The organism is Nocardia sputi (assembly GCF_023501985.1).
The window spans coordinates 29,300-35,299 of record NZ_JAMFLC010000044.1 but is presented as its reverse complement, the minus strand read 5'-3'; the positions used below and the strand labels follow the sequence as shown (position 1 = coordinate 35,299).

At 69.7% G+C, this 6,000-nt stretch carries 1 protein-coding gene (running past one end of the window); it reads left to right on the top strand.

The window, feature by feature from the left end:
• Positions 1-27 precede the first annotated feature (27 nt).
• Positions 28-6,000 carry the start of a sigma factor-like helix-turn-helix DNA-binding protein gene (locus M8859_RS35355; RefSeq protein ID WP_249645560.1) on the top strand. 21,369 nt of this gene lie beyond the right edge of the window, so the window shows 5,973 of its 27,342 coding nt (coding positions 1-5,973); its start codon is at positions 28-30; the stop codon falls past the right edge of the window.

Genomic DNA, 6,000 nt, shown 5'->3' with positions numbered 1-6,000 from the left:
GTCGAGGGCCGAGGCAGGGTCGCGCTGATGCGCGCGGGCCTCGAGCAGGCCTACAAGGTGGGCGCTGCGAAGACGGCGGGGCGCCTGTCGGCGTTGGGGCCGGCCCGGTTCGCGGTCGCGGTCGGCACGGGCGCCGCGCTGCCGGCGGGTGTGGATTTCGGGGTACAGCTCATGCAGGCGGCGTCCGGCGACCGGAACCTGGCCGTCAAGGGTCCGAATGGGGAGAACCCGCGGGGTATTGATCTGAAGTCGATCGCCGCCGCAGCGGTATCGGGTGCTGGTGGTGCGCTGGGCGGCATGGCAGCGGGCGTATACGCGCCGAAAATCTTTCCCCGTCTGGAGAACAGCCGCATGGCGCTCGGGCTGGTGCAGGGGTTAGCGGGCGCGGTGTCCGGTCTAGGTGCGGCGGCGTTGATCACGGGCTGGCCGCAACGCTCCGAGGACGTTTTAGCGGCGCTGCTCAGCGGCGGATTCGCCGGAGCCGTCGCTGTCCACGGCGGTGGCCGCGGACCTCTCGGTGCCCCCAGCGGGGAGGTCGTCGATGGCAGCGGGCCCCACGTCCCTCCGGATCCTTCGACAATGAGTCTCAGCAAGGATGCCGTGCTGCGGCTGGCGGGGGCTCCCCAAGGCGCGATGTTGCCGGGTGCACCCAGCACACGCGACCACACACTGGCGGCAGCGGCCGATCCGCAGCGAGGACCCGTCATCGGCGAGCCAGGGATGACGATCGACGGTTCGGTGGATCGTATCGAGTCGGTCACGACCGGGAGCCGGGACGGATTACGGTTCGACGATGCCACGGCGTCGAAGGATTCGCCTGGCCCGCAGGATCCGAATGCGGTGCTATTCGAGCGGATCCGCGAATTGCGCGAGCAAGAGTTCGCCGAGACCAGAGTTGGTTCCGCCGGTCAGATCCCAGCTGCGGCGACTGCTCCCGAGGTTTCGGGCGGGCCGGAAGCGGTCCGGGCTTCGTCGGATTCGGTCGGCGAGAGCGCGAATTCGGTATCGGCGGACTTGCCGGAGGGTGCCGAGCTGCCGGGAGTCGGCGACGAGACGGAACCCGTCGCTGGTCCGGAGATGTCCGAGGGCGTCGCGCCCGATGGCGAGGCGTCCGGACTGGACCAGGCGGTGACCGAGCGTGATGTGGCTCGGAGCGAGGTCGCGCGGTTGCTGGGGAGATCGCCGGAGGAGGTGCGGTGGTGGGGGCCGGAGCCTTTGGAGCATGCGGTCGGTGAGGTCGAGTCGTGGTTGGCAACCCCGGGTGAGCGGGGCGTGGCCGGGATGCGGCCGGGAGTGCTCACCGGTGTGCTGTCCGATCTGAACGGACAGTTGGCCAATCGCGCACAGGCGTACGTAGCCGAGGGGCGCGAGATGGTCTCCGCGCGGCAGTGGTTGCGGCAGGAAATATATGCCGAGCAGCCGGGCAGCGTGCCGGATGGACCGCGATGGCCGGCGGTGCGGGCTGCCGGGTCTGGGGAGCGGGTGCCGTCGGTCGGCCGCTTGCTCGATGAACTCGAGCGGTATCGCAGCGCGAACGCTCGGGTCACCGCGATAGACCCGCGAGCGGGTGACGGGACATGGGATTCGGCTCACCCCCGTTATCGCCAACCCGACCGGGCAGGTGAAGTGCAGGTCTCCCACCACGGCGAGGCAGCCTCCACCGGTGGCGCGGACGCGTCCGGCGCGAGGGCCGAGACAGCCGGGGTACGGGGAACGGGCGATGCGCCGGGTCGTGGTGAGCCCGCGTCCAAGGGTGGTGAGGTTGCTACCGGTGGGGCGGACCGGACCGCCACGGACCCGTCGGGAGGTGCTGAGTCCGCGTCCGAGATCGGCGAGGCCGACGCGCAGGCCGGGGCCGATCGGACTGCGACGACACGGGACCCGATCGAGGAGTTCGCCGCCACGGCGTCGGCGGATGCCGTGTCGAAGATGCGGGCGGCGGATTTCAAGGTGCTGGCGCAGGAGACGGCGTGGCGGGGGTCGGCGTTGGCGCGGTGGCTCGGGCTCACGGATACCGAGTTCTACCGGATGAGCCCGTCGCGGTTGCGTGACGCGGTGGAGTTGCAGGTGGAGCGGGCGGAACGATTGCCGGAATGGGCGGAGCGGGCCCACGCGGACGCAGGCGGGTTGATCGGGGACAGCGTGCGCCGCGGCATGGCCGCCGATATCGCGAACGGTAGGGAGCCGGTCGGTGACGGGGTGAATCCGGCGCAGGCAGTGCCAGCGGATCTGCGGAACAGGTTGCGGGAGTGGGCGGGTGATGATGCGGCGGGGGTGGTGGAAAGGTGGATGGAGGTGCATGCGCTGCGTGACCGGTTGCTGGACACGCCGGGGTTGATGTTGCGCCTGGACGCCGGTCCGGCAGAGTCCACACCCGCGGCCGCGAGTGCCGGAGCGTTGCAACAGCGGTTGAATCAGGTGCGGGCCACAGGTGAACAGGTGCTGAATGCGGCGGGTTCCTTGTTGCGGCGGGATACCGGTGTGGCCGGCTCGGTTCGGGTGTACGCGGGGGCTGAGGTGCCGTCGGAGGGCGTGGGGGGTACGGCAGGTCGGGCAGGCCCCGGCGGGTCGTCGTCGAGCGTCGGGGCGGGTGGGCGTGCGGTCGATGGGACTGCTGGGCATTCGGCTGCCGAGCGGTCGAGCACGGCCGAACGCAACCGGGCCAGAGACGCGGCACTGGAGCGGGCGCGTGAGTCGCGGGACAGGGAAGTGGCTCAGGCGCGGCGGGCGAGTCGAACAGATGCGAGTGCCCTGACCCCTGAGGCCGCCGCGCTACTGGCCGGGATCGGGATGATGCCATCGACTCCGGCCGGTCCGGTGCTGGTGGCACCGGACAGCTCGGGGTCCTCCGGCGCGGTTTCCGCTACGCCGGGAGGCGGACCGGACAGCGATGGGACGGGGACGTATGCGGCTCCGGAGTCGTCGTCTGGCGGGCGGTCCGATGCGGCGAGATCGTCGAATACGGCGGTGCTCACGCGCGAGCTGGCCGATGTGCTGTCGGACCGGACTGATCCCGCACGGTCGGCCGCGCTCGAGCGGGCGCGGCAAGCGCGCGAGCGAGAGATAGCCGAAACCCAGTCGCAGCGGGATTCCGGGACCGGCACGTCGACGCGATCGGACGCGGCGCACTCGGCGACACCGGCGGGTGCGAACGAGACGACATCGCCGAATCCGGCGCAGGCCCCTTCGCGGGCATCCGAATCCTTCACTGCACCCGACGAGGCTGCGGATCGTGCCGGCGCCGGTGGGTCCGGCGGGCGTACTGGCGCGGGGTCTTCGCGAGGTGCATCAGCGTCGACATCCGAGACGGTTAAGGGAGGCGAATCGGCGTCGGGTCCGGGAGCCGGCCACACTGCGCCGGAGTCGTCCGTGCCCGGATCGGCGGCGGGCATTCGGGATTTCCCGACGCCGTCGAGCGCCGCGATCCAGGGAACTGCTCTGTCGGCCGAGGACGACGAGGAGGCGGAGGACGACGAAGCGACCGACGCGTCGGCATTACCACCGAACTCGACGTCGAGCGCCGCTGCGGTGGACCCTGTTACGGAGTTCGTCGCGGATTCGGCCGAACCCTCGCGCACCGCCTCAGCGACCGCGGACGAGGACTCGGTTCGACCGCAGGATCGGCGGAAATCGCATGTCGAGGCGACCGAGCGCGTGGCTGATTTGTTGCGGGTCGCGTTGCCCGAGGTGCGGCTGGGGGGGTCGGATCTACTGGGGCGGGTGATCGACCGGTTCGAAGGCCGGTTGGCCGCATTGGGTGCCCAGGGGTGGGCTGGGTTGAGTCCGGAGGCACAGGCAGGTTTGCTGGCCGATGTCGGGCGGTTGCTGGGCGAGATGCTGCGTGATCAGGCACAGGCGCAGCGTGCGGCGGGCGCGGCGCTGGACTGGCTGCGTGCGGCCGGGCTGGAACCGGACGGCACCGCTGTGCCCGCGGGGCGATTCACGGAGCTGCGGCGGCTGGCCGACGCCGACGGACCGGCATCACCGCTGCATGAACTCATCGACGCTCTCGACCGGTACCTGACGCTCGACGCGCAGATCGCGGCTTTGCCTCCGGTGCCGGAGCGTTCGACAGACCAATCGGAGCAGGCACCTCCGACGCCGTCCGCGCCCACATCGAGCCCCGTGCGGCCGAGGCAGATGCTGGGCGAGTCGTGGTGGTTCGCCTCCCCACTGCGACCGGAGTGGATTCGGTTGGGGCTCGCGCGCGGTGAGCTCAGCCGGGAACTCGCGCGTCGGCACGGCATCGAGGTCGAGCAGTGGGCATTGGGCCCCGATTCCCCTGAGCTCGCGCGCTTGCGTGCCCAATTCCGCTCGCGGACCGCCGAATTAGCGCGACGACTCGGCCTGGCACCCGAAGAACTGAGCATCCGGCGGATCGAGCAGGAGCTCGCCGCCTTGACCGAATCCCACGAGCCGTCCGGTTCGGCGCCGTCAACGCCGATACCGGCCGAGGTCGGGCAGCTGATCGACCTCGCCGACTCGCGGTCGCTGCTCGCCTCGCTGATCGACACGGCCACCAGGTTCAACCGGTTGTCTGCTCGGGTCTGGACGGCTGGTCCCGGCGGATCCGGTGCAGGCCACGGTTGGCTGGACCGGTTGGTGCGGATGACCCCTGGTGATCTGAACAGGCGCCTGCAATTGCTGGGAATCCCGACCGATTCGCCGCGGCCACCGGAAAGGTCGCACTGGCCGTCGACGCTTTCGGTCGAGCCGCCGGGCGTCGCGACCGGCTCCCATGCGGCGAATCTTCCCGGGCGGGTGGTGAAGGGGGATGGCCCGCGCCTGGTATCGGCTCCGGCGGTCCGGCGTGGCCCGGCAACGGAGCGACGCGACCGCCCGCCAGTAGGGCCGGCGCGACCAACGACGACCGGGCCGGTCGCTGCGCGAACACGACCGGATTCGCACCGCCCGCGGCCGATCGCCCCGGTCGCCGGATTCGAGCTTGTCGGAAAATTGGACGGCGACAGCGTGTTCGACGTCCCGGACCTGCCACGCACCCCGGCACCGATCGACTGCGCGTTGTTGAGTTTCCAGTACCTACAGGAGGAGAACCCCAACACCGCGCAAACTCTCGCTGACACACCACCGATCCCTGACGCCGACCTCGGCGGGACGATCCCGGAACAGCTGCTTGCCGCCCTGGGCAGCGACCACTGGGACCAATTCTTCGCCTGGGATGAGATCGCGGAACTGCTCGACGATCTGGGCCCCGGCGCGACCGCCTACGTGGTGACCGAGAGTAGGCATGCCCGCCGTATGGCGGGCAGAGGGCACGCGCTGTTGCTGTTTCACGACCGTGCGCAACCGGGCGTGATCAAATGGCGTGACCCGCTGGTCGACAGTGGCGCCAAGCAAGTATTCGAAAGCCGCAAACTCCCCTCCGGCCTCTTCATGTTCGCCGTCGTCTACGACGCCGAAGGCACCATCCACCACATCGGCAAATCCTCGACTGGATCCGGCGATCTTGTCGAATCGTCGCCGCGACGTGCCGTAGCGGGCCCCGATGACCCTGGACAACCGGACGGCCGGATCGATGACCGGGACCTCGACACACAGCAACGAGAGCTGGCCGAGACCCACGCCGCCGCCGTCGCCCGCGAGGAACGATTGCGCGACGAGTTGACTCGGCTGAGCGCAGTCCTGGGTATCGATCCCGACGAACTCACGCCAGGTTCGGACGAATTGGCGGAGTGGACCAGTGAGTTCCAGGCGAAGGCCGAGAAATTGGCCGATCTGATCGCCGAACGTGAATGGATGAGCGCCGCGCATCCGTCCGACGAATCGGGGCTCGAGGCCCAGCATCATGAGTGGGAAGACCTGCGGGCGGTATTGATTCGGCAGCTGCTCCGGCCGGGAGTGCGTCAGCGGATGTCGGAGCTGATCGATCGTTTCCAACGCGGGCTGCAGGTCACGGATGGCCCGACATGGCAGCGGCTCACGACGCTTTCCCAGGACAACAATCTGGCAGACCTGCACGGAATCATGCGCGGGATTGTC